Genomic DNA, 20,613 nt, shown 5'->3' on the forward strand with positions numbered 1-20,613 from the left:
TTCGTCATTTGTCATTTGTAACAAGTGGTGCATGGTGGAGAGAGCGGTTGGCGAGGTGTTCTCGCGCCTTGTAGCCGCGTCGTGGTGCGTGGTGATTCTCCTCTGCTCCCCTGCTCCCTCTGCTCCCAGCTCGTCCCTGCTCCCTGCTCCCTAACCATATGAATGACTCGCTCCACGAACAAAGCTACGCTTACTTTCTCCAAGAAGCACCGCAATTACTACAAATTTTGGAAGAGGAATTATTGAATCTGAAAACCGAGTGGAGTATGAATAAGGTTCATACTTTAATGCGGGCAACTCACACGCTTAAAGGCTCGGCGGCTTGTGTTGGGTTGGATAGTATAAGGCAGCTTGCACACTCTTTTGAAGATATTTTCCGCCATCTGTGCCGACCGGAAGTAACGCTCGATCGCGAAACGGAAGCTTTACTATTTGAAGCTTATGACTGCTTGCGTATCCCTTTGATGGCTGAAATTACTGGCAGCCACAGCCAAGATGCTGAAGTCTTCGATCGCGCTGCCGCAGTTTTTAGCGAATTGCAAGCGAAATTGGGAGTTCATTTCGCGCCGGAAGTGGAAATTCCTAACTCCGATGAATTGGGGTTTGATGTTACTAAATCTATTTTTGAAGTTGGAGTAGCTCAACGCTTGGCAGAGATCGATCGTGCTTTAGTTGCTGGTGATGTAGAGGCGATCGCGATCGCCCTGCAAACTCAAGCCGAAGTCTTTTTGGGTTTAGCAGAGTCTTTAAATTTACCGGGATTTGGGGCGATCGCGAGTGCAGCGATCGTAGCTTTAGCTAACTATCCCGACAAAGCGATAACTATTGCCCAAATAGCCCTAGCAGATTTTCAACAAGGGCAAGCATCTATCCTAGCAGGCGATCGTAGTGGAGGCGGGAGTCCTTCGGCGCAGTTGTTGGAATTAGTCAAGGGAGCGGGGAGTAGGGAGCAGGGAGCAGGGGAGAAGAGAGCTGAGGAAGCTGAGGAAGCTGAGGGAGTTGGGGGAGAAAAACCACGCACCACTCACCTCTCATTCCCGACTCCCGACTCCCGACTCCCGACTCCCGAAGATGAAGACTCCTTGCTAGAGTCAATCTGGACGATCGCCGAACCTGTAGAGGATGAGGAAGCAGAGCCGTCAGAGACAGTCACCACAGCAATCAATACTAACTCCGAGCGATCGGTATCGCCACCTTCATCCTTAGCGAAAAGAGATGCTGCTATGTCGGATACAGTCAGAGTTAATGTCGGGCATTTAGAGCGGCTGAATTATTCTATTGGCGAATTGCTGACTAATCAAAACCGCCAGACTTTACAAGATGAAAAACTACAAGGCGGGATGCAGGGGTTACTTGAATTAATCCAACAGCAACAGCAAATGTTGATGGAACTCAAGCAGCGCTTGGACTTACAGGAAAAAGACCGTTCTAGTAAACTTGCCGTGTTGGTGCAATCTTTATTAGCAAATGGAGCGCAACTGCAAGCAACTGGGGATGAAATTGACATCTATACTCGTCAGTCTAGCCAGATGTTGGAAAAACAAAGCCGCTTGTTAAATAGCGTGCGAGATGAGTTTTTGACGGCAAGAGTGATTCCCGTCAGCGTTGTTTTTGACCGTCTGCCCCCCATTTTAAGACAACTAGAAACTCTGCACGATAAGTCTGTAGCGCTGGAATTCAGCGGTAAAGAAGTATTAATAGATAAAGCCGTCGCTGAAAAACTTTACGACCCCCTTTTGCATTTGGTGCGCAATGCCTTCGATCATGGTATTGAGCCTAAGCCCAAGCGATCGCAATTGGGGAAAGCGTCAACGGGTCGAATTGCCATTCGTGCTTTTCATCAAGGCAGTCACCTGACAATTGAAATCCAAGATGACGGACAAGGACTCAATTACGATCGCATTCGCCAACGAGCGCTCGAAATGGGTTTAGTTTCACCAGTTGACGCTAGCAGTCTCAGCGAAGTTCAGCTGATGGATTTTATTTTTGAACCAGGCTTTTCGACTGCGGCTCAGGTGAACAACCTTTCTGGACGAGGTGTGGGACTAGACGTAGTTCGCGCCCAGTTACAATCTCTCCAAGGGGCGATCGCAGTTTATTCTCAACCCCAACGCGGTACGACTTTCATCCTCCAAATTCCCTTAAGTTTGACAATTGCAAAATTATTTCTCTGTCAGGTTGGTTCTACTACCTATGCTTTACTCGGGAGCGCGATCGAGCAAATCTTACTCCCTCAACCAGAACAGTTGCGCCCTTGGCGGGGAGGTAAGGTATTGCGATGGGGTGAAGCAAATGCAGAACAGTTAATTCCTGTTTTACCCCTGAAAGGAATTTTGCCCTATTTTGCGCCGCTAACGTCTCCCGCCAATAGTTCCACCGCTCTACAAGGACGCATTGTATTGCTACGCTATCAAGATCAACTTATAGCAGTAGAAATAGACCACGCGATCGGCGAACAAGAATTGGTGATTCGACCGCTAGACCCGATGATCGTTCCGCCTAGCTATGTTTATGGTGGTAGTATTTTGGCTGATGGCAAACTTACCCTCGCGATTGACAGTACTGCTTTAGCAAAGTACGTACTAGAGCGACAAGTAACTCAGGGCATGGGGCAGGTGAGGAGCGATCGGGATAGCAGTTTACTTAATAGCGTTACGCCTATGCTTTCAATCCCGCAGCTACAATCAGAACCATCTGCTGTGGGAGCAAAAATCTTGTTAGTCGATGATTCTCTCACTTGGCGACAAACCCTAGCCCTGACGCTACAACAGGCTGGATATCAAGTGGTACAAGCAGATAACGGTCGTGAAGCAATGACACAATTGCGATCGCATCCCGATTTTGGGGCGATCGTCTGCGATTTAGAAATGCCAGAAATGAATGGCTTGGAATTACTCCACTACTGTCGCCAATCTTCAAGTTGCGCCCAAATGCCCTTTGTAATTTTGACTGCTAATACTGATGCAGAAAATCGGACGGCAGCAATGGAATTAGGCGCAACTGATTATATTAATAAATCGCGATCGCATCAGGAACTTTTGGCAACTGTGGCTCAGTTGGTTCGTTAATTTATCATTGGTCATTTGTTATTCGTCATTTGTCAGTAGTGAGTGGCTGATTTTGACTTTTGACTTACTTACATCCTTTGCCGCGCTAACACTTCTCTGACAAACTGTTCTGGATTATCTGGAGTCAGGACGATCGTGCGCTGCGGAAATCTCAAAATTACAGATCGCAGGGGATCGGTTGCATAAGCTTGATAGGAACCAAGGCGATCGTTGCGAAACCGTCCAGTTATCGCAAATAATCCCCCATTTCCCCACGTCCGTAGCGAGTTGTCCATCGCCTGCGGATTGCTCTCAGCATTGATTAGCTGCGTTAATGAAATCTTAGAATTCCAGCCAAAGCGCTGAATGTAAAGTGCGTCATTTGTTAGTTCGTACCCTCTAACACCGAATAGCGCCGATGCAATAAGAATTGCTAGAGGTAGTACAACCATTGCTAGCAGCCAGAAAAAATTGTTCCGTTCCTCTCCCACTAATAAACCAATCAAAGCTATCCCTAGCAAAATAGCGCTGAAGAGAATCGTACTGAAAATGAGTGACTTATCCCAAGGGGCATTGAAAACTGTACCCGTATACATAAGTTTTCTCCACTTTTCAAACTTCATAATAGTTTGACTGTAGTATCGATCGCCAACTACCCATTACCCATTACCAACTACCCATTACCCATTACCAACTACCCATTACCAATTCATAGCAAAATCTTTCTTCCTCCTGACACTTGCCTACCTCTTTCGGTCTAGCTTATGCTGCTCGAAACGCTGCTAAACGGGTATTTTCTACCACTAATTATAGGCGTTGGAAAATGTTAAGTTGGCAGAGCGCGATCGCCTAAACTCACTATTTACTCAACTCTTGTAGAAACCTTGTCAGCTCTCAGCAATACGCAACCTCTAGCGGCTGTAACAGAATTAACCACCACCCACCAGCCGCCGATAATTTCTAAACCCGTCCTTCGGACTAGCCTCAAGGCTTCTACTATCGATGGTGTCTTTGCTGCCATCTTTTCTAGCGTTACCAGTGGTGTCTTACTAACTAACTTTTTGCTTCAGTTGGGGGCAAATCCTTTAGAAGTTGGAATGCTCTCTTCAATTCCAATGCTGACGAGTTTACTACAACCATTAGGAGCATACTTAGCCGAACGAAGTAGCAGCCGTCACTTTTTTTGTTGGTGGACTTTTATCCCCGCACGACTGTTATGGTTAATTCCCATCGCAGGTATTTGTTGGATTGTTTGGTTTAATACTAACTCCCACCAATTAGTCAGTTTGACTTTGGTAACAATTTTTGCTAGCAACATTCTTGCAGGCTTGGGTACTTCCTCATGGTTGAGCTGGATGGCGGCTTTAGTCCCCCATCGCTTGCGGGGTCGATATTTTGGCTTGCGCAATAGTGCGGCAAGTTTGACGACTTTAATCGCTGTACCACTAGCCGGATTTGCGATTTCAATTCTGCCTGGTAGCACCATTCAAGGATACGGGATTGTCTTGGGATTGGGAATTATTGCAGGAATTCTCAGTTTGGCATGTCAAAATTTTATGGTCGATGTCAATCCCCAATTGCCACCACCATCGCTGTTATCGCCATCAAAATCAAATGCTCTAGCAGTAGCAGAAGTCATACAACCGCCGCCAATTTTTAGCTTGTTCCGAGATTTAAATTTCGTCAAATTTCTGCTGTACTTCGGTTTGTGGGCATTTGCGGTTAACTTAATCGTGCCGTTTTATAACCTTTACTTGCTAGACAATTTAAAACTAGACCTCAATTGGGTGTCTTTATATACGAGTCTCCATGCAGGCACGAACTTGGTGATGCTGCTTATTTGGGGTAAGCTAGCCGATCGCCTGGGTAATCGTCCCTTATTGTTGATCGTAGGGATTTTAGTTGGAGTTTTACCTTTATTTTGGCTGGGAACGGGAAATAACTTATTATCGTTGTGGCTGTGGTTGCCGCTCATTCACCTGGTTAAAGGTTCCCTGTGGGCAGCAATTGACTTGTGTAGTAACAATATCCAAATGGAATTAGCACCCAAGTCCCATCCTTCCAGTTATTTTGCGATCGCTGCTGCCACTGCTGGTGTATTTGGCGCTTTGGGGACAACTGTAGGCAGCCAACTCACAACTTTAGATGCGATCGGGGGTCTACCTGGAGTGTTTATTATTTCTACTATTGTGCGTTTACTTGCTTTATTCCCCTTAATTTTCGTCCGCGAACCGCGCAGCCAGCCTCTCAAGCAAGTTTTGCGTCACCTACGGAAACCGCAATTAGTAACACAGGAGCCAACAACAAGCGCGACTAATTCTGCACAATAGTAATTAGTTACAAGTCATTTGTTCATTGTCAGTTGTTATTTGCGAATGACCAATGACCAATGACCAATGACCAATGACCAATGACTAAACAGCATGAATCAAGTAGATTACCTCCGAATTAGCTTAATCGACCGCTGTAATTTTCGGTGTCAGTATTGTATGCCCGAAGGTGCAGAGCTGGATTATATTTTGCGACATCAGCTATTGACGGCTGAGGAATTGCTCACTTTAATTCGCGAGGTATTCATTCCGGTAGGGTTTACGCGATTTCGATTGACTGGTGGCGAACCGTTACTGCATCCGCAGGTTGTGGAAATTGTCCGGGCGATCGCAACTCTACCTCAAACTCAAGACCTGGCGATGACAACAAACGCATTTTTGTTGGCAAACAAGGCACAAAATCTTTACGATGCCGGGTTAAGACGGATCAATATCAGCCTTGACTCCCTCGATCCTGAAGTGTTCGATCGCATTGCAGGCAGTCGCGGACGTTCTCGCTGGCAGCAGGTTTGGGACGGCATTCTCGCCGCGCATCGGGTGGGTTTCGACCCCTTAAAGCTGAATGTCGTCGTGATTCCTGGGGTAAACGATTGCGAAGTCTTAGATTTAGCCGCCCTTACCCTAACTCGTTACTGGCACGTCCGGTTTATTGAATTTATGCCGATCGGTAACTCACAACTATTTGGCGATCGCGGTTGGGTTGCTTCGGCTGAGTTACGCCAGCGCATCTGCGAGGCTTATGGTTTAGTCGAGTCGCAAGTGCGGGGTAATGGACCAGCTGACGTATTTCAAATTCCTGGGGCAAAAGGAACGCTGGGATTTATCAGTCAAATGTCAGAATGTTTTTGCGATCGCTGCAATCGAATGCGTCTGTCTGCTGATGGCTGGCTGCGTCCCTGTCTACTCAACGAAATGGGACAAATTGACCTTAAATCTGCCCTGCGCGCTGGCGTTCCTACTACTGAAATTCGCGATCAAGTAGCCCAACTACTTGCCCTGAAATCGGAGATTAATTACAAACAAAGAGAATCTGGAACATCTGCTGGAACTTATGCCCGTACCATGTCTCAAATTGGCGGATAGTAGGGGCGCACAGCTGTGCGCCCCTACCCCCAATTTCTGTGCGCCGCCCCTAATCAAACGGGTAAAAATCAACAAGCCCTCCAATTGACGGAATCGGAGGGCTTGATATTAAAAATTACAAAACTTAATCATAAGCTCGTCAATGGCGCACCGCAGCCGCACGAGTGCAGCCATCGAAATTAAGCCTGTCTGGAGTAGTATTCAACTACCAACAGTTCGTTCACTTGCAGGGCGACCCATTCGCGCTCGATCAAGCTGTTAACTTTACCTTCCAGCTTATTCTTATCAAATTCGAGGTGACTGGGTAGGTTTGCCAAACCAGGGTACTGAAGATTATTTTCTACTAACTGCCGCGATTGCGCTTTATTTTTGATCCCAATGACCTCCCCTGGACGACATTGATAGCTAGCGATATTAACTTCACGACCGTTTACCATAACGTGACCGTGATTCACTAGCTGCCGCGCTGCTGGGATAGTGGGAGCCATACCCATGCGAAAAACGGTATTATCCAAACGCATTTCCAACAGTTGCAACAGCACTTGTCCGGTAGAGCCAGTCACTCTTCTTGCCCGCCGCACGTAACGCAGCAACTGCTTTTCAGTCAAGCCGTAGTTAAAGCGGAGCTTTTGCTTTTCTTCCAAACGGATAGCATACTCAGAACGCTTCTTGCGAGCCTGTCCGTGTTGTCCAGGTGGGTATGAGCGTCTAGCATTTTTCCGAGTCAAACCTGGCAGATCGCCCAGGCGACGAACAACTCTTAGTCTTGGTCCTCGATAGCGGGACATTCAATCTTCCTCTGCTTAATTCTGCGCGAACTATTCCAAAACTATAATTATAAGTCTAAAAGCTTGTGTCTGAAAAGCCCTAACAGGGAGTAGGGAGCAGGGAGCAGGGACGAGCAGGGGAAAAGAGAGCTGAGGGAGCGCAAGGTTGCGCAAGGTTGCTGAGGGAGAAAAACAACCAACAACCAACAACCAACAACAAATTTCCCACGCACCACACCCCACACCCCACACCCTTTCCTCACTGATAACTGATAACTGATAACTGAAAAATCTAGGGATGCTAAACTGTACAGCAAACGAGGGATGAGGGGTCAAGAGTGAATGGCGATCGCAGCCAACAAACTTCCGTCAATGGCTTCGGTCACTGATAATTGATAACTGATAACTGATACCCTCAAATTGTAGTTATTTACAAATTTCTTGGTGGGAGTGTTATGGGGAAAACAATGTATTTAGTGGCTGGCTCGTTGGCGATCGCTGGTTGGATCGGTAGCAATTTTCCTGCAACTGGGGCTGAAATTGTCACTGACTCTTTACGCAACGGCTATCGTGCTTGTACGGGGCGAATGCTCAATTCTGGAGTTTCACCGGAAGCAGCAGCCAGAGCCTGTGCGGGAGCGCTTTACCCGAAGGATGTCGCTCGTTGCGTGACGAGAATTGAGGAGCAGACGGAAATTGCTGCCCAAGATGCTTTAGCGACTTGCACCCAAGCCCGCCGACCTATAGAGTTGTCGAGATGTGTAGTTGGCATTAGCGAAAATAGCCAAGGGCAACCCGTACCAGGTGTCCTAGACTTTTGCGGTCGCAGTTTATTACCAATTCGTTATGCTGAATGTGTCGTTGGATTGCGGCGAGAAATTAATGAGTTAGCTCCTACCCAAGCAATGGAAACTTGTATTAGTGCAGGCGATCGCCCTTTGGATTTTGCACCTAATTTCATTCCCCAAGGTCAATTACAACCACCAGTCACATCTCCGGCTCTGACTACACCTGCAACACCCGAACAAACTACTCCCGCGCCAGATGCACCTTAGAACGGAATTCGGAATTCGGAATTCGGAATTACTCCTGTACGGGCGGGTTTTGCGGCAAGATTTTTGGTCGTAGCCATGAATTGTTGACTAAACCCGCTCATACGGTTTCCTGATAACTGATAACTGATAACTGATAACTGATAACTGACTCCCCGTTATGAACCAAGAAATTAAATTACTCGTCCTCGATATTGATGGGACGATCGCGGGTAAGTCAAATCAAATTCATGCCAAAGTTAAAAAAGCGATTCAAGCAGTGCGGGCAAAAGGCATACAAGTGGCTGTAGCAACAGGACGAATGTATCGTTCTGCTTTGCGTTTCCATAATGAGATAGGTTCGACTTTGCCTCTACTTGCCTATCAAGGTGCTTGGATTCAAGATCCAGCTACCCAGAAAATGCACCGTCATTGGACTGTTGCCAAGCAAACAGCAATTCAACTGTTAGATTACTTCGAGCAACCTGAATTGCGATCGCTGCTTTCGGTTCATTTCTATATCAACGATCGCCTCTACGTGCGCGAACTGACTTCTGAAACCCGACTTTACTCCGAACGCTCTGGGATTGAAGCGATCGCGGTGGGAGATTTACGCCAAGCTTTAACAACAGAACCAACGAAAGTATTGGCTTTGTGCGACGATACCGAAATCATCGATAACTTACTCAGCAGTCTGCGCCAGCAATATACCCCTGCTGAACTGTACCTGACTAAATCCGTTGCTACCTTCTTTGAAGCAACTAACCCTTCGATTAATAAGGGTGTAGGCGTGCGTTACTTAGCTGAAGAACTCCTGGGAATCGCACCTGCTAACGTGATGGCAATTGGTGATAACTTTAACGATGTAGAGATGCTAGAGTATGCGGATATCGGTGTAGCGATGGGTAATGCTCCATCTGACGTACAGGCGATCGCTCAGTGGGTAGCGCCTAGCGTCGAGCAGAACGGAGTCGCAGTTGCAATTGAAAAATTCTTACTTTAAATCAGTCATTTGTCATTTGTCATTGGTGAGTATTTTACTAACGACGAATGACCAAAAATCAGAAAGGACACCAACGACTGTCCGTGTTTCGTCTTGGTGTCCTGACTGGTTCGCTCCTCACACACCCTTATATTAGAGTAATGTTTTTGATTTGTCACCCCCTTGAACGCTAATTTCTACCTAAAGACAGATAAGATTTGCCTATAGAGCAAGATGCCTTTACAGTGACCAGTTTTATACTGTTCGCTAGTTCAAAGTTCTAAGGGTGCGCAACTATTTAGTACTTCTACTAATAGAATTCTGAATACAGATTGAGCGATCGCTACTAAACCAAGTCGCCCTTGTGCTAAGTTGAAATTTTGGTTTTTGACTTCTCCCCAAATGCGACACTGACTATAAAAAGTTTGAAAAGCTTGACTCAGATTCAGAGCTACTTTCAACCAATTTAAAGACTTGCGAGTAGGATCGGGGCAATAGAGAGCGTCTAATACTTCAATTGATTCGAGGAGTAAATTTAACTCGGATGGGTGATGCAAACAAATTTTTGCTTCACTCAACCAAGGAATAGGTTGAGGTGATATGACTTGTAGACATGAAGAGATAATGTCACAATTTCTTGACTTAATTGTAATTATTTTCTCCTCATGAGCCATTTTCAATAGAGAACAACAACGAGCATGAGCGGATTGGATGGGAAATAGAAAATTGGTAATTGCTAATTGGTAGTTACTCCCTTGCTCCTCTGCCCCTCTGCCCCTCTGCCCCTCTGCTCCCTCTACCCCTCTACTCTCTTCTCCCCTACTCCCTGCTCCCAGCTCGTCCCTGCTCCCTAAACAGGGTAGTGTCTCAATCCAGTGTTGCAACCAAGCAGCTAGACTGGGTTGAGTTAATTCTAAGTAGATCCACCCTGGGGGAACAACTTGAAGAATCAAGTTTTGTTGATGGTTCTGTTGGGCAATTAGCTGCGATATAGATTGAGCAACTTCTATAGTTGGGGAGTTGACAAGTTTACTTAATTTAAATGCGATCGCGCAACTATAAACAACTGGATGCTGTTTAGATAACTGTAAAGGAATATAACTTTTACGATCTGTTAAGGACGGAGTGTCTAATATATACAAACTTAGCGCTGCTTGTACCTGCTGTAACAGCGCTTGCTTAGGTGTTAACTCAGCTAATGGAGGCGATCGGTGATCCACTTTTAATTTATAGTTAAAATCCCTATCCCTACCTGGGGGATTTACCAAGGTTCCATGCAAACGAATTGCTTAACCTCTATTTTTTGAATGGCTGCTTGAGAAGACTGTACCCTAGCAAAACCTACTATTGCTATAGCGTTCGTCCATCCGTAATCTTACTGAAAAATTTATCAGCTTTCGCTGAAAAATCAGGTGATTTCAGTAGATTTACGGTACAAAAAAACTCAGTCCTATGTTGTTGACAATATTTTGTCACAATTTTCCCTAGCTCAACTACAATCATTTGTACAACTGTTACTTGCAATTCCCTGGTTTGATTGTTTACACTTATCTGTTGTTTTAAACACGAACTACACGGATAAAAAAAACTGAAAAGTAGGAGAATTGATTAAGTAATTGAGTGATTGAGAATACTAGGATTGTGTTGCAAGACAAATAAAACAAATCTATAGCTAAGTTCGCTTAGCTACGATCGCGCTTTACTGGTTTGAGGAGTAAAGTTCACCTGCCAACCAATTTGGCAATGGCTGAGCTTCACAGTGACGTTTCGTCTATCGCCAACTGCTGCAAATTATGCATTCCCCATCCGCTTCTCCAGAGTCGCAAAGACCATTTTTAACCTGGCAACGGATTCTTGACTGGGCGCAGGAACACTATCGCGTTCGCTCTTTCAGTAAAGACGAACGCATTCCAGCTCGACCTGGACTGCTCTATCTCGTTCAAAGAGGTGCTGTACGACTTGTAGGTACAGCTCAAGTTAGCGCAACTAGTCAGCTATCATCTCGGCGCATCAACAGAACACCTGAAGAAGCTTTTTTAGGCTTTGTTGGCGCTGGACAGCCGTTTGAAATTGTTGCCCAATCTCCGTTTACGCTCCAAGCTTATGCCCACGTAGAACCCACTTTAGTCGTGTGGATGTACTGGCATGACTTGGATAACTGGCCCCACTTTCGGCGGGAAGTTCTCGATGCATTTCGCTACCAACATCAGCGCAAGTTACTGTGGCTGAGTGCTTTAGGACAGCGACGGACGATCGATCGTCTCTTGGGATTCTTAACCCTGCTGGTAGAAGAATATGGGCAACCAGCGACAAGTGAAGAAGATCCCGAGATTCTGCGTGGATACTCTCTCCCGTTTACGCTGACGCACGCCCAAATTGGTAGTGCGATCGGTTCGACGCGAGTTACGGTGACTCGTTTAATGGGTAAGTTACGCCAACGCGGTTTACTGATCGCTCAAGAAGATAATCTCATCTGTTTGCCAGCCGATTCAATCAATCGAGCTAGTTGAATTATAGAGACGCGAAGTTTCGCGTCTCTATAATCCTATGCCTAGCGCATTCGCACAAATCCAGCATTGGCGATCGCTGACTGTCCTTGCTGCGTCAGCAGTAATTTAGCATAAGCTTCTCCTGCTTGCTGTGCTAAATCGTCATCCTGCTTGACGACAACGTACAAGTTGCGTGTCAGAGGATATTGTCCGGTTTGAAAAGCATCTGTATTGAGCTGATTGCGCCGCTGAGGACAGTTATTCGCTGTTACTAAAGGTTCTTGGTAGGGAGGAGTAAATTGCCCTGGCTGACGACCTAGTGGTAAGGGTCTAATCCTACACTGAGGTACGATTTCTGGAGCCGAGGCGTAGTAAATTCCGCCACGGTTACTAGCTAACTTTTGTAAAGCTTGAGTTGTCGTACCGACAAATTCAACGTTGACAGCTAATGCTTGACCTGATAGAATGTCTTGCCTGAAAAGCTCGACCGTACCACCCTCGCTCATCGGACGGGAATAGGGTTGAATGGGCAGGTTAGGACCACCGAGTTGTTTCCAGTTATTTGCCTTGCCAGTGTAAATTGCTTTAAGCTGTGCCAAGGTTAGTCCTGGTATATTGAGGCTGGGGTGAACTGCGATCGCTAAACCATCAATTGCTACCGGAATTTCTTTTAAATTAAATCCTCTTTGCTGAGCGCGAGATACCTCTCGATCTTGTAAGGGTCGAGACGACTGAGCAAAGGTAAGCCTACCTTCAATCAGCATTTTAATCCCAATACTGGTTCCTGGGGAAGCATTTGTCGGTTCTACAAACCTTAACTGAAATTCTGGATAAGCTGCCCTAATTTGCGGCTCGATCGCTTGTCGAATTGCTGCCCAAGAAGTACTACCACCATAGCTGAATAACCCTTTAGGAATGCCTGAAACACTGCTAAAACTTGAGCCACTCAATTCTGGATCTGAAGTTATATCGGATGTGTTGGGGGTGGAAATAGAGCTTGGCTGAGGATCGCTGAGTTCGACACTAGTGCTAGAATTTCTCGTCAGCCACCAAAAACCACCAGCTAAACCCCCAGCTACGATCAACAGAGTCAGAACGAGAACAGCTGTTTCATTTTTTTGCAACGACATAACAGAATGATAAGTGCTGTAATAAGTGCAACATATACTTGCTTACGTACAGATTATCCCCGCAGCAAAGCAGTGTTGCATTCCTGTGAGATCGCCTCTAATTCAAGCGATCGTCCTATGATGAAATCAAAGTACTTAAGTTAAGTGTTTTGCTCTCAGTAATCCTATGAATTAAACTCTTATGTCTGTTTTATCATAACCTAACCTTAATCTTGTCAGGACGATTAACTATATATATTTAGCTGCTTTTGGCACAAATAGTATACACACAACTACACAAAAAGGTGCTTAAATTTACATATAGAGATTGATGGGAAAAAAATCATCGGTTTGTCCGATGATGCAAGACTTGATGCAAAATGCAAATTGTAATATGAATCGCCAGATTGATAGCCGAGCTAATGGTTAGAGTGTCTGTAAAGATCGTCGCAGTAAAATAACCAAGCTATACCCAAAATAGCTGTAGCTACGCTAGCAATTATCCCCGCTATAACCCAGCCGAATGCTCCTACTAATATAATTAATCTTCCTAGTAAAGCTAAAACTGCTTTCGCACTAATGAATGCAGTAACGGCACAAATTATACTAATCAGTCCCAACTCAAAAATTATAGATTTAGTATCCTTGGTTGCTAGTTCCTCATCAAAGTATATATCCCAGACGACAGTACACATAGCAACATTAGCAACCGTCAAAAATATTTGCTTGAATAATTCTAAGCTCATTGCAGGAGTTACTGTGACTATCCCCGCAGCAAAAATTGTAGCTAAAATTACTATAACGGCTCGTTTTCTTTTTGGATGTATCTGACTCATAATTAATTTCCTGAATCGCAAGCTTTTTAATAAAGAAGAGTCAGAAGTGGATATAGCAATTCTAGATGAATCGTAAAATCGATGGTTCGTGCAGAGACGTTACATGTAACGTCTCTACAGGGAAAACGTTCACAAATCAATTTGGATTGCTATATTAGTTTTTATACCAACAACAAAATCAACATTTTACATCAGAAAAGTTTTTGATTTCGTAGCATTAATTGCAGCTTTTTCACAATTACTTTTCTAACTTCTGCCTCCTTCTACAGATTACAGCCAGTGTTTTGGATAAGTTCTACCTGGCATGAGATTGTTAAAAACAAAAGTACAAAAGACTAAAACAATTGAACCTGCTAATACTGGTGTAAACAGAAAACTCCATTCAGCACGGCTCATCACTCCTACTAAAGCAACTGCTCCTCCTGGTGGATGGAGAGTTTTTGTCAGTTGCATGACTTTGATTGCTGTAGCAACAGCTAAAGCCATTACCCAAGGTTCTGAGCCGAATAAATGTACCATAATTAAGCTGACTAATCCGCCGAGAAAATTGCCGACAATACAGTTGCGTGGCTGTGCTAGAGGACTATCGGGTGCAGCAAATAATAAAACGGCAGCCGCTCCGAAAGGAGCTGCGATTAGAGGATAATGCGTACTAACGCTGATGTAAGCTAGCGCGGCAATGCCAATAAAACTACCTATGTAAGAAAAAACAATTTGTTTTAAAGGAAAGCGGGGTTGATATTTAGAGCTGCCGTGAATTTTAGCCAAGAAATTTTTGAGTCGAGCCGATTTAAATCGAAAGCTCCATGTAGACTGGGAACGACTTTTTCTCAAAGCAGCTAGTTCGGCTGTGAGTTGCTCTAGTTGTTGCTGCTGAATGATTAATTGCTGTTGCTGTTGTTCTAGTTGCTGTTGATACTGCTGGAATTGTTGTTGTTTGCTTGTCAACTCAAAGGTAGACATAGCTTTGGTAAGTTTTGTCATAGAGCTAGTATTTGTATTTGGTTTCGCCGCAGTTTTACTAATGTCTTTCATACTTCGATCGCTAAATAATGAATTGCAAAAACTTAGATTAATTCTGTGATATTGCGATCGCACTACTATAAATTGTGTTAACTGATACGGAATATTATGACTCATGAAAGAAGCGCATTTTGAAATTGCTCTAACTGCATACAATCAACGAAAAAGTACTATTTTATACTTGCAAGTTAGAGCAAACTACGCTCGCAATAACGCTAGAACTATCAAATAAATTAAATGGATAAATTAATTTTTTCAAAAAATATTTACAGCGATCGCTCGCTACTAGCTCGCTAAAATGTTTATCGCTGTATAACTATATTGAATTATTGTAGTTAAAATCTGACAAGACATTTCAGAGTCGATTGAAGTGTTATTTTTTTATTCGATGGTATTCAAAAATTTTATTTTAAGAGAGTTAATCTTATGTTTTAATTTTATTCATCAAATTTTTAATTGCTCTTAGTGTTATGGAATAGCTTTGAGATTTATCGTAATTTTACTGTAACTTTGGTTGCAGTATTTTTGCTGCACGGCTAAGTAGAATCCGAAGATTAGCTTTTTAGCTTCCGTGTATTTGCATGGAAATGCTAGTAAAGCTATGAATTGTGGCTTGATACAGAGACATATTTGTTTGTTGGGTTAGTTTTAATTGTTACGTAATGAGAGCTTAATTTGTTACGTAATGGTAGCGAAACTAAACTAAGCGATCGCGATTTAACTTGAAACTGTGGTTGTTGAATTGCTAATTCATGGGTGCTGTTGAGATAGAACGAAACTGATGATAGAAATTACAGCAAGCGTTTTTTGTACGAGTCTGGGTGCATTCTTATTCAGAAGAGAAATAATTCCTCGTTCCTTTCCCAATTTGCTAGGTCGCCTTCTTTACTGGCTGGGCGTACCACTGCAAATTTTAGTACTGACGCGCAAGTCAAATTTATCGCAATCGATTTGGTTGCCCCCAATCTTGACAATTGCAATATTGTTGTTGGGTTTGGGCTTAGCTTATGTCAGTTTGCAGTTACTCAAACAACTAACTCAGTACCGCTCAGTTTCATGGGTAAAACAATTGTCCGATAGTTTCTATCCTAGCGATCGCGCTGAACAAGGTAGTTTTGTCCTCGCTTCAATTTTGGGAAACACCGGCTTCATCGGGTTAGCGATCGTTCCAGCTTTTGTCAGTCAAGACTATTTAGTTTGGGTAGTGTTGTATGGCGTAACGCACAATCTAATTGGTAGTTACGGACTGGGAGTATTTTTAGCAAGTTATTTTGGGCAAATCACAGCAAATAATAAATGGAAAGCTGCATGGCGAGACATTTTGCGCGTTCCTGCTTTATGGGCGTTTGCGCTGGGTTACTACAGTAAACCTTGGCAAATTCTCAGTTTCATCGATCCCTTACTTCAAGCAATAGTCTATTTAGTCATACCTGGAGCTTTTTTGTTGATTGGAATGCAATTATCACGGCTTCAAGGAATTGAAAATCTACGAGGGGCGATCGTTCCCAGTACGATCAAGACATTTGTTCTGCCCATTTTGGCAGGAATGGTAATAACATGCTTGGGATTTCCCCACGAAGCACGGTTGGCTTTAGTCTTGATGTCTGGAATGCCGAGTGCTTTCGCCAATGCGATTTTAGCAGAAGAGTACAACCTCAATCGTCCGCTAGCTGCCAGTACGATTGTTCTCAGTACAGTTTTGCTACCACTGGTACTTCCCCTATGGTTTTATTTATTTAGATAATAGAGACTCTGCGTGGAACTTCTCTGCGTCGTCTCTCGATCAACGAAGGCTCGTGTCAACCGAACTAGGTAGGGGAGTAAAATCGTAACCCGTACCGGAGTATCTACCAGGCTGAACTCTGACTAGAGTTCCTGATTCTTGGCGATCGCCTGACGGTAAAAACTTGACTATTCCAGTTGCCCCTTTAAACATAAAACCAGTATTAGACAAAGCTTTCTGTAACTGTTCGCGATTCGTACTCGCTTTTAAACCCGTGAAAACAGCAATTGTTGCATCGTAACTCAATGCAGTTCGCCAATTACCAGCCCCACCCCAAAACCGCTTAGCATTGGCAATGAAAGAACTATTGGGGAAAGCAGAAGGATGCCAAGGTACAGAAAGCACCATAGTATTAACATCAGCTTGTCCTTGCTGCAACGTGTCGTACGTATACATTGTGTGGCTGCCGAACAAAGTCAATCGACTGCGATTTGCTTGCGCTACTTCCACTGCACGACCCATTCTATTTACATCTGGTGCTAGCAGCAAAGCTTCTGCTCCATCGCTGACTGCCTGAGAGGGAATTTCGCTAGGGTTAAAATTAGTAGCAGCAAAATCGCAGGGGGTACTAGTGATATAACCGCCATTTTCAAACACGCTAGAAGTGAACTCCTCTTGAAACGAGCGACTTGCTTCTGCCTGAGAATCCGCACAGATTGCAATTCTGGTTTTGCGTGCTGTTTTCACGACGTAGCTAGCCAAAGCATCAGCGATCGCTCTTGAATTTGGCGTAGTCCGAAAGATAAATCTCCCAACTCCACTTAAGTTACGCGCTACGCTGGTGGGCGAGATCATCACCAAACCGCTTTTTTGATAGATGGGAGCAGCGGCGATGGATGCATCGCTGGAGTTATGTCCTATGACAGCCAAAATCTCTGGATCGTTGGCAAATTCAGCCGCGATTTGTTTGGCAACAATGGGGTTATTATCGTCGTTGGCAACTTGTACTTGAACCAGCTTTCCGCCAATCCCGCCACCGTGATTGATCTCGTATTGTGCCTGTGCCACGCCCCGCAGCATCTCTCTGGCAACGTTTAGGTTACCTCCTACAGGAACGCTAACACCGATCTTAACTGTATTGCTAATTGCAGCTGCCGAAGCATTATTTAAATAAATCCAAGTTTCGGGATCGTTGCGCTTCACCTGCAAAGCCGCATTAAATTTGGTGACTGCCGTGGAAAAATCTCCTGCGGCAAAAGCTTGTACTCCTGCTTGTTTGTCTGGATTATTGTCGGCAGTAAATAAAACTTTATTACCCAAACTAATTCGTTTTTGCAAAGCTGGGTTGCGGTTGGGGGGATTGAGCAATCCATTGAGAGATGGTTGAGTTGCTTGTTGCCCTCCTCTACCACTGCGATAACTCAACCAAAAAATCAGCGGACCGATCAGGCAGAGGGCGATCAGATAGAGAACCAGGACAGTGTTTTTTTTACTTTGTAACATAAAGTTTGGAACGGGAGTTAAGTCAAGTATTGTTAGACATTTCTAGATAACTTTCCCAGCCTCATATTTTCTGTATCGCCATGACTTGGTACAGCCCAGATGTCGAAGAATCTATAAGGATCTAAATCATATTCTTTTTAGCAACAGCACTTTGGGCGAACGCAATAATAGTACGAGATGAATACCCACAAACAAAGCTACAGCTTGAAAGTTGGTTTTTTTAACATATAAATAAATAATATTTGATTTGACCCATAACCAAACAAAATAGAGCCACAACTACTTGCGTACCAACCGTAATTTTACGGAAAAAATATAATGCAGCTGATTTTAACCGTGAAATTACTTACGCAAATTTACTGAGTCTAAGCCTATACGTATAAGAGATTTACCTAACTATAGCAGTAAAGAGTTTGGCGATCGCGCTCCGCTCAATCTGTATCTTCTGTAACTACTTCCCACTTAATTGCAGTCACTTTTATTTGCGATCGCAACTGCATGACAATCTCTTCCATCAACAGATCGTTGCGACCATTGGAAGTATATTCTGCCTTGATTTCTACTGAAGAGAAGTTATCGAGATCTTTACTGTTAATATTTTTACTAGACAATTCATTCAATATCATTTGTCCTGGTGTAGTTTGTGCCAGTAGCACAGCCCTCACAGCTACTTCGTCTTCAGTTAAACAAATGAGGCGACAGCAATAGCGAGTTTCTGCTTTCGTGTGCGTAATCAATTGCTCGTCTAACTGCTGAAACCACTGTACCATCGGGCGCAAAAGTAGATTTGCCCCTACCACTGCTAAAGTGCCGAAATAAGCCTGAAATAGCAATCCCGCCCCGACCAAACTACCCACGGCAGCAGCACACCAGAGGGTAGCTGCGGTATTGAGTCCGCGCACGCTGGTTCCTTCCCGCAAAATTACACCGCCACCTAAAAAGCCAATGCCTGAGACCACTTGGGCGGCTATACGTGTAGGACTGGCATCGCCGGGAATCATTGCCGAGAGCATGACGAACATAGCAGCACCAAGAGACACCAACACATTTGTTTTCAGTACTGAGCGAGTTCGCCGCCATTGTCTTTCGCTGCCAATTGCCGCACCGAGAATAAATGCCAGTAGTAGGCGAATTGCAAAATCTACCCAAGTCATTGTTTTTTCGTTTGGTTGCAACCAGATTGCTATTGTCGCACTGGTACGAAATCATAGCCAGTATTTGTATTGACTTGACGCACGACTTGTACTATCTGCACTGGTGCATTACTATCCCCAGAAGGAAGAAACTGCACTGAATTCGCTGCGCCAGGTGTAGAAAAATCAGTACTAGCAAGAGTTTGTTGAATCCCTTCACGAGTGGGAGACTTCTGCATTGCCGCAGTCAAAGCCTTGGTTGCATTGTAGGCAAGAGCGGTACGCCAGTTGACCTCAGCTCCCCAAAACTGTCGTGACTGACGCACGAACTGAGATTTCGGATCGGTGTCAATATCCCACGGAATAGCGACTACCATGTCCACAGCCGCGTCTCCTGCGACCTCTAGCGTGGTTGAGTTGTAAATGGCATCACCACCTAGAAGTTGCAATCGTCTGCGGTTGACTTGCACGACCTGTAGGGCTTTGTCGATAATGCTAGTACTAGACCCAGTGTTAGGTGCTAACATCAGGACTTTTGCCCCTTGCTTGATGGCTTGGTTAATGCTGTTAGCTGGGCTAAAACTAGGGTCTGATAAGTCAAACTCAGATGTAACTTTCCCACCTCCGAGTAGAACCGCTGTGACAAACTCAGATTTTAAGGATTGGCTGTAAGCACTTTGGGGATTGAAAAAAACAGCAGCATTCTTTTGCTGTAAATTGGTCAGCATGTAATTTGCCAAAGCTCTTGCGGCAATATAATCGCTGGGAACGGTACGAAAAATGTAGGGACTGATGCCGGAAAGCTTGACAGAAGTACTGACAGGAGAGATCGCGACTAACTTTCCCTCATCGTATATGGATGCGACCGCAAGGGTGACTTGACTTGCCCAGTGACCGATAACTGCCAAAATTTCGGGAGTGTTGACCAAAGTTGAAGCAACTTGTCGAGCTTGGTCTTCTTGATTGTTGTCGTTGACGATCGCCACTTTCAAGGGAACACCATTAATATTTCCCGTTTGATTTGTTTCAGTCTGTGCCTGCGCAACGCCACGGAGAACTTCCAAACTCCCATTAGGACTAGTACCAGTGGGAACGACAACAGCAATTGCGTAGCTTTTGCGATCGGCAATCTTGGCGTTGTTAAGGAAAATTAGGGTTTCGGGATCGTTGCGATTTTGTGTTAGTGCTACTTGCAATTTCTCGGTTGCAACACTCCAATTTCGAGCCGCGATCGCCTCTATTCCTTCCTGTTTTGCTGGTAATATCTTCCCTGAAAATAACGTTTTCTCGCCAAAACTAATTGGTTTTCCAGTTGCAGAAGTACCATCTGTAGCAGTCGAGTTAGATCGATCTCCAATACCGACAAACGATTTGCCAAAAAAATTACTGAATAGTAAAGCTCCTCCCCCTACTAATCCGAGCGTAATTAGTAGCGATAGTAGCAGAAGCACTGTTTCATTTTTACGCGACATAAGAATTAGGGGCTAGGGGCTAGGAGTTAGGGGCTAGGGAAAGAAAGAGAGACAAGAGGTGAGTTCTTCCCTACTCCCTGCTCCC

General features: G+C 44.5%; 17 protein-coding genes. 7 read left to right on the forward strand and 10 right to left on the reverse strand.

All coding sequences use genetic code 11. From position 1 onward, the window contains the following. Positions 1-11 precede the first annotated feature (11 nt). Positions 12-158: a hypothetical protein gene (locus H6G17_RS02295; RefSeq protein WP_192153745.1), complete on the reverse strand. Its 147-nt coding sequence runs from the start codon at positions 156-158 to the stop codon at positions 12-14. Here H6G17_RS02295 and H6G17_RS02300 point away from each other — a divergent pair, their 5' ends adjacent. Then, complete coding sequence (locus H6G17_RS02300) at positions 159-3,068, forward strand: hybrid sensor histidine kinase/response regulator (RefSeq protein WP_192153747.1); 2,910 nt, start codon at positions 159-161, stop codon at positions 3,066-3,068. Positions 3,069-3,136: 68 nt separating this feature from the next. Here the strand turns inward: H6G17_RS02300 and H6G17_RS02305 are convergent, their stop codons facing one another. Continuing rightward, on the reverse strand, positions 3,137-3,643 hold the full coding sequence (locus tag H6G17_RS02305) for a PH domain-containing protein (RefSeq protein WP_192153749.1): 507 nt from the start codon (positions 3,641-3,643) through the stop codon (positions 3,137-3,139). A 288-nt stretch (positions 3,644-3,931) separates the two neighbouring features. Between H6G17_RS02305 and H6G17_RS02310 the strand changes: the two genes are divergently transcribed. Both H6G17_RS02310 and moaA read left to right on the forward strand, forming a co-directional pair. After that, a complete protein-coding gene (locus tag H6G17_RS02310) occupies positions 3,932-5,377 on the forward strand; it encodes an MFS transporter (protein ID WP_192153751.1) in 1,446 nt (481 codons plus the stop codon). A gap of 93 nt (positions 5,378-5,470) precedes the next feature. Next, positions 5,471-6,460 carry a GTP 3',8-cyclase MoaA gene (gene moaA, locus H6G17_RS02315; RefSeq protein ID WP_192153753.1) on the forward strand — a complete coding sequence of 330 codons (990 nt, stop codon included), beginning with the start codon at positions 5,471-5,473 and terminating at the stop codon, positions 6,458-6,460. Between the two features lie 179 nt (positions 6,461-6,639). Here the strand turns inward: moaA and rpsD are convergent, their stop codons facing one another. Then, positions 6,640-7,248, reverse strand: a complete 609-nt coding sequence (gene rpsD / locus H6G17_RS02320) for a 30S ribosomal protein S4 (RefSeq protein WP_192153755.1) — start codon at positions 7,246-7,248, stop codon at positions 6,640-6,642. 434 nt (positions 7,249-7,682) lie between these two features. Here rpsD and H6G17_RS02325 point away from each other — a divergent pair, with 434 nt between their 5' ends. Both H6G17_RS02325 and H6G17_RS02330 read left to right on the forward strand, forming a co-directional pair. Beyond that, positions 7,683-8,282: a hypothetical protein gene (locus H6G17_RS02325; RefSeq protein ID WP_192153757.1), complete on the forward strand. Its 600-nt coding sequence runs from the start codon at positions 7,683-7,685 to the stop codon at positions 8,280-8,282. A gap of 157 nt (positions 8,283-8,439) precedes the next feature. After that, positions 8,440-9,261, forward strand: coding sequence for a Cof-type HAD-IIB family hydrolase (locus H6G17_RS02330; protein ID WP_192153759.1), 822 nt, complete (start codon positions 8,440-8,442; stop codon positions 9,259-9,261). Positions 9,262-9,512: 251 nt separating this feature from the next. Here H6G17_RS02330 and H6G17_RS34480 read toward each other — a convergent pair whose 3' ends face one another. Further along, the gene (locus tag H6G17_RS34480) at positions 9,513-10,460 is read right to left on the reverse strand and encodes a DALR anticodon-binding domain-containing protein (RefSeq protein WP_192153761.1); all 948 of its coding nucleotides are present in this window, start codon (positions 10,458-10,460) and stop codon (positions 9,513-9,515) included. 573 nt (positions 10,461-11,033) lie between these two features. Between H6G17_RS34480 and H6G17_RS02340 the strand changes: the two genes are divergently transcribed. Then, on the forward strand, positions 11,034-11,750 hold the full coding sequence (locus H6G17_RS02340) for a Crp/Fnr family transcriptional regulator (RefSeq protein WP_015157330.1): 717 nt from the start codon (positions 11,034-11,036) through the stop codon (positions 11,748-11,750). A gap of 41 nt (positions 11,751-11,791) precedes the next feature. On the opposite strand, the gene H6G17_RS02345 is transcribed toward H6G17_RS02340, so the two are convergent. From H6G17_RS02345 to H6G17_RS02355, 3 genes are all read right to left on the reverse strand, one after another. Next, positions 11,792-12,859, reverse strand: a complete 1,068-nt coding sequence (locus H6G17_RS02345) for a PstS family phosphate ABC transporter substrate-binding protein (protein ID WP_192153763.1) — start codon at positions 12,857-12,859, stop codon at positions 11,792-11,794. 398 nt (positions 12,860-13,257) lie between these two features. Next, positions 13,258-13,674 (reverse strand): hypothetical protein, encoded by a 417-nt coding sequence (locus H6G17_RS02350; RefSeq protein ID WP_192153765.1) that lies wholly within the window; start codon positions 13,672-13,674, stop codon positions 13,258-13,260. Between the two features lie 270 nt (positions 13,675-13,944). Next, positions 13,945-14,709 (reverse strand): HPP family protein, encoded by a 765-nt coding sequence (locus H6G17_RS02355; protein WP_192153768.1) that lies wholly within the window; start codon positions 14,707-14,709, stop codon positions 13,945-13,947. A gap of 769 nt (positions 14,710-15,478) precedes the next feature. Here H6G17_RS02355 and H6G17_RS02360 point away from each other — a divergent pair. Continuing rightward, positions 15,479-16,441: an AEC family transporter gene (locus H6G17_RS02360; protein ID WP_192153770.1), complete on the forward strand. Its 963-nt coding sequence runs from the start codon at positions 15,479-15,481 to the stop codon at positions 16,439-16,441. 39 nt (positions 16,442-16,480) lie between these two features. Here H6G17_RS02360 and H6G17_RS02365 read toward each other — a convergent pair whose 3' ends face one another. From H6G17_RS02365 to H6G17_RS02375, 3 genes are all read right to left on the reverse strand, one after another. Then, positions 16,481-17,923: an ABC transporter substrate-binding protein gene (locus H6G17_RS02365; RefSeq protein ID WP_192153772.1), complete on the reverse strand. Its 1,443-nt coding sequence runs from the start codon at positions 17,921-17,923 to the stop codon at positions 16,481-16,483. 431 nt (positions 17,924-18,354) lie between these two features. After that, positions 18,355-19,077: an MgtC/SapB family protein gene (locus H6G17_RS02370; RefSeq protein ID WP_015157337.1), complete on the reverse strand. Its 723-nt coding sequence runs from the start codon at positions 19,075-19,077 to the stop codon at positions 18,355-18,357. A gap of 29 nt (positions 19,078-19,106) precedes the next feature. After that, positions 19,107-20,528: an ABC transporter substrate-binding protein gene (locus H6G17_RS02375; protein ID WP_192153774.1), complete on the reverse strand. Its 1,422-nt coding sequence runs from the start codon at positions 20,526-20,528 to the stop codon at positions 19,107-19,109. Positions 20,529-20,613: the final 85 nt, after the last annotated feature.

The sequence above is a fragment of the Chroococcidiopsis sp. [FACHB-1243] genome (assembly GCF_014696895.1).
Lineage (GTDB): Bacteria > Cyanobacteriota > Cyanobacteriia > Cyanobacteriales > Chroococcidiopsidaceae > Chroococcidiopsis.

Excerpts from the sequence above, each read along its gene's own strand:
- H6G17_RS02375 (WP_192153774.1), bottom strand. The coding sequence starts at position 20,528 with ATGTCGCGTAAAAATGAAACAGTGCTTCTGCTACTATCGCTACTAATT.
- H6G17_RS02370 (WP_015157337.1), bottom strand. The coding sequence starts at position 19,077 with ATGACTTGGGTAGATTTTGCAATTCGCCTACTACTGGCATTTATTCTC.
- H6G17_RS02330 (WP_192153759.1), top strand. The coding sequence starts at position 8,440 with ATGAACCAAGAAATTAAATTACTCGTCCTCGATATTGATGGGACGATC.
- H6G17_RS02360 (WP_192153770.1), top strand. The coding sequence starts at position 15,479 with ATGATAGAAATTACAGCAAGCGTTTTTTGTACGAGTCTGGGTGCATTC.
- H6G17_RS02355 (WP_192153768.1), bottom strand. The coding sequence starts at position 14,709 with ATGAAAGACATTAGTAAAACTGCGGCGAAACCAAATACAAATACTAGC.
- rpsD (WP_192153755.1), bottom strand. The coding sequence starts at position 7,248 with ATGTCCCGCTATCGAGGACCAAGACTAAGAGTTGTTCGTCGCCTGGGC.
- H6G17_RS02325 (WP_192153757.1), top strand. The coding sequence starts at position 7,683 with ATGGGGAAAACAATGTATTTAGTGGCTGGCTCGTTGGCGATCGCTGGT.
- H6G17_RS02305 (WP_192153749.1), bottom strand. The coding sequence starts at position 3,643 with ATGTATACGGGTACAGTTTTCAATGCCCCTTGGGATAAGTCACTCATT.
- H6G17_RS02345 (WP_192153763.1), bottom strand. The coding sequence starts at position 12,859 with ATGTCGTTGCAAAAAAATGAAACAGCTGTTCTCGTTCTGACTCTGTTG.
- H6G17_RS02300 (WP_192153747.1), top strand. The coding sequence starts at position 159 with ATGAATGACTCGCTCCACGAACAAAGCTACGCTTACTTTCTCCAAGAA.
- H6G17_RS02340 (WP_015157330.1), top strand. The coding sequence starts at position 11,034 with ATGCATTCCCCATCCGCTTCTCCAGAGTCGCAAAGACCATTTTTAACC.
- H6G17_RS02295 (WP_192153745.1), bottom strand. The coding sequence starts at position 158 with ATGGTTAGGGAGCAGGGAGCAGGGACGAGCTGGGAGCAGAGGGAGCAG.
- moaA (WP_192153753.1), top strand. The coding sequence starts at position 5,471 with ATGAATCAAGTAGATTACCTCCGAATTAGCTTAATCGACCGCTGTAAT.
- H6G17_RS02365 (WP_192153772.1), bottom strand. The coding sequence starts at position 17,923 with ATGTTACAAAGTAAAAAAAACACTGTCCTGGTTCTCTATCTGATCGCC.
- H6G17_RS02350 (WP_192153765.1), bottom strand. The coding sequence starts at position 13,674 with ATGAGTCAGATACATCCAAAAAGAAAACGAGCCGTTATAGTAATTTTA.